4 protein-coding genes are annotated in these 2,579 nt (G+C 30.3%); all 4 read left to right on the top strand.

Annotated features, from left to right (window positions below; translation table 11 throughout):
- The first annotated feature begins 233 nt into the window (after positions 1–233).
- The 4 genes from ACOCEA_RS17885 (at position 234) to ACOCEA_RS17870 (ending at position 2,322) form a co-directional block, all read left to right on the top strand.
- Positions 234–653, top strand: coding sequence for a hypothetical protein (locus ACOCEA_RS17885; protein ID WP_420757642.1), 420 nt, complete (start codon positions 234–236; stop codon positions 651–653).
- A complete protein-coding gene (locus ACOCEA_RS17880) occupies positions 619–1,092 on the top strand; it encodes a hypothetical protein (RefSeq protein WP_420757641.1) in 474 nt (157 codons plus the stop codon). Before ACOCEA_RS17885 ends, ACOCEA_RS17880 begins: the two co-directional genes overlap by 35 nt.
- Positions 1,092–1,565: a hypothetical protein gene (locus ACOCEA_RS17875; RefSeq protein WP_420757640.1), complete on the top strand. Its 474-nt coding sequence runs from the start codon at positions 1,092–1,094 to the stop codon at positions 1,563–1,565. Before ACOCEA_RS17880 ends, ACOCEA_RS17875 begins: the two co-directional genes overlap by 1 nt.
- A 226-nt stretch (positions 1,566–1,791) precedes the next feature.
- Positions 1,792–2,322: a hypothetical protein gene (locus ACOCEA_RS17870; protein WP_420757639.1), complete on the top strand. Its 531-nt coding sequence runs from the start codon at positions 1,792–1,794 to the stop codon at positions 2,320–2,322.
- Positions 2,323–2,579 lie beyond the last annotated feature (257 nt).

Here is a 2,579-nt window from a genome sequence, read left to right as displayed (position 1 = left end):
AATCTTATGGATTTAGCTTTGGAACAAAAAAAGAAAAAGCAAAACCAAAAGCTTTAGCTTCGTGCGCAGACGGAAACAAAAAGTTTCCTTGCCCCCGCACTACGCTTAGCCCAACCGTTACCAACAATACACTTAAACTTGTAAGAATTCATTCTAAACTTAGTATCTTGTATACACAAAAACACAATAAAATGATAATTAACTTGTTATTAATTAACCTATAGCTTAATTTTGTGATAAAGAAAGCAAAAGAAATAATTAAAAGCTCTGACGGTAAAAGAATCATTTGTATTGACATTGAGAACTGGGAAGAGATATTTGAATATATTAATCAAGATGATAAACATCTAAAAAAATTCAAATACATATGCGGTGTAATCCTAGATGGACATAGAAACACTGATGTATATGATAAAGAAAATATAAATAGTAATTGCAAGGACGTTACTGCAATGAAATTTTTTAAAGGGAATGATAATGATAGATTGTATTGCAAGGAATTAACTCTAAAAGATAAAACGTTTGTAATAATTGCTTGTGAATTATTCAAGAAGAAAAAAAGCCAAAAAAACAACAAAAAAAATATTCCAATAATTACCAAAGTTGGAAAAGCCGAATATGAAATCATCAGAAAAAAATATCCAAAACCTTGAAACAGCTTTTGACAGCATCTTTAATAATCAAGAAATTGATTATGATATAGAAGCAAGAATTATTGCTTCAAAATTGCTATCGGAAATTTCTGAAATTACAGATAAAAACAATTTGAATAGAAAAACGATTGCAGAACTAATCGGAACTTCTGCAAGTTACTTAACACAACTCTATCGTGGCAATAAACTACTTAATTTTGTTACTCTGGCTAAATTAAAAGACAAACTTAATTTAAGTATTGAAATCAAAATTAAAGAAAATGGATATGATAATCTGGATACAGATTTCAATTATCAAAATCTTACAACCGATATTGAGCACGGTGTTAAAAATACTAGCTGGTCAATATTTAAAAACCTAAATCCTGATAATCAAGAAGCATTTACTGGAGGTCAAAAGACCTCATTGAAAATAATAAAACAACAATTAACAGCCTAATGGAACTAGTAAAATCGGAATTAGTTTTAGAAGATTTCTTTATCGTAAATTCAAGTTACAATTTTATTGAACCAGAAAAAGGCAGCTCAATAAATCCTAAAGATTTAATTAACGATTATTATATAGATATTGATTTTATAGTCAGAGATGTTAAGAATGAAGACAATAAATATTTAGTTTTTTCCAAGTTAGATATAAATAGATCAGAAGATAAACTACCTGGTTATTCGATTTTTGTTGAAGGTATTGCTGTCTATAGTTTTGATAAAGAAACAAAGCTTAATGAAAAACAAAAATCGGAATTTTTATGGTCCTCAGGTGTTTCTATTTCTATAAATAGTTTAAGAAGTTATTTATCCACAATGACTTCTTTCTTTCCCTTAGGAAAATACTCTCTTCCTAGTGTTGATTTAACAACCTTATTGAATCAAAAAAGAGAATCTCTCATTCAAAAAAATAAGAAAAAAAAATAAAGTACTGTTGGTAACAAAACCTATAAACAATACGGGCTTAAGTCTTAAACGCTAAGGTTTGTGTATTTTTATAAGGTCGCGAAATCTTTCGCGATTTTGCTTTGAATAAGAAAAAAATAAATCAAACCAAAAGATTTCGCTACGTGCGTGACGGAAAGCAAACGCTAGTTTACTCCCGTACTGTTCATAGCTAAAACGTTGTAAGTTATTTTGACCAAAGCATTGAATGGATAGAATTCTAGAAAAATACGGACTTCAAGTACAGATTAACGTAAACGCCAAAAATGGATTAGATGAAATTGTTCGAAAAATGCAGTCCGAATCAAACGGAGAGTATTATTCTTTCATTTTTGCATTTATGGACATTTTCCAGTCTAGTCACCAAAAATTAGTCGGAAAGGTTAATAATGAAGGATTCTTGGTAAGAAAAAGGGTTGGATTTCTTGACTTTTTCCCGAATTGGGCGAAGGCCACTGGTAAATTTGAAAAAACGGAAAAAGGAACTCAAATATCCATGAAAATAAATGGAATGAGCAAAGTTTCGTTGGTTTTTGAATTAAGTATATTGGTTTTTCTTTGTCTAATTGCTGGACTTATTGTTCTCGAGGCTCTAATTCCGCCTATTGGGGAAGTAAATCCATTTCCAGATTTGTTCATTCTCATCGTGATTGGATTTTTCTTTGTAATCGTTCCAGTTCTGCACGCTAAATGGAATATAAATCGAATTAAAAGGGACTTGAAAAGGTATTTTGAATAAAAAACAACTTACAACACCGGCTATAATTCATTGCTGCTTTTTCGCTAAATTTAAACCTAAAAACCTTTAACCGGGCCCGATTTCTCCCGGACAAATCCTGCTGGATTTATCCCCAACGAAATCATAGCCCAAACGTTACCAGTAATTTGAGAAAATCTGTAAATAAATTCAAAAATCTGTCATATTTCCAAAACTCTTGTCACTAAATAAGTAGAGAGTAATAATGAAAGACATAAAACCAATGACAGAAACATATG

Origin of the sequence: Maribacter luteocoastalis, assembly GCF_048890225.1 — a bacterium.
GTDB classification, from domain to species: Bacteria; Bacteroidota; Bacteroidia; order Flavobacteriales; family Flavobacteriaceae; genus Maribacter; species Maribacter luteocoastalis.
Note: the sequence above shows the minus strand (reverse complement) of the source record. Positions and strands in the feature narration are given on the sequence as shown.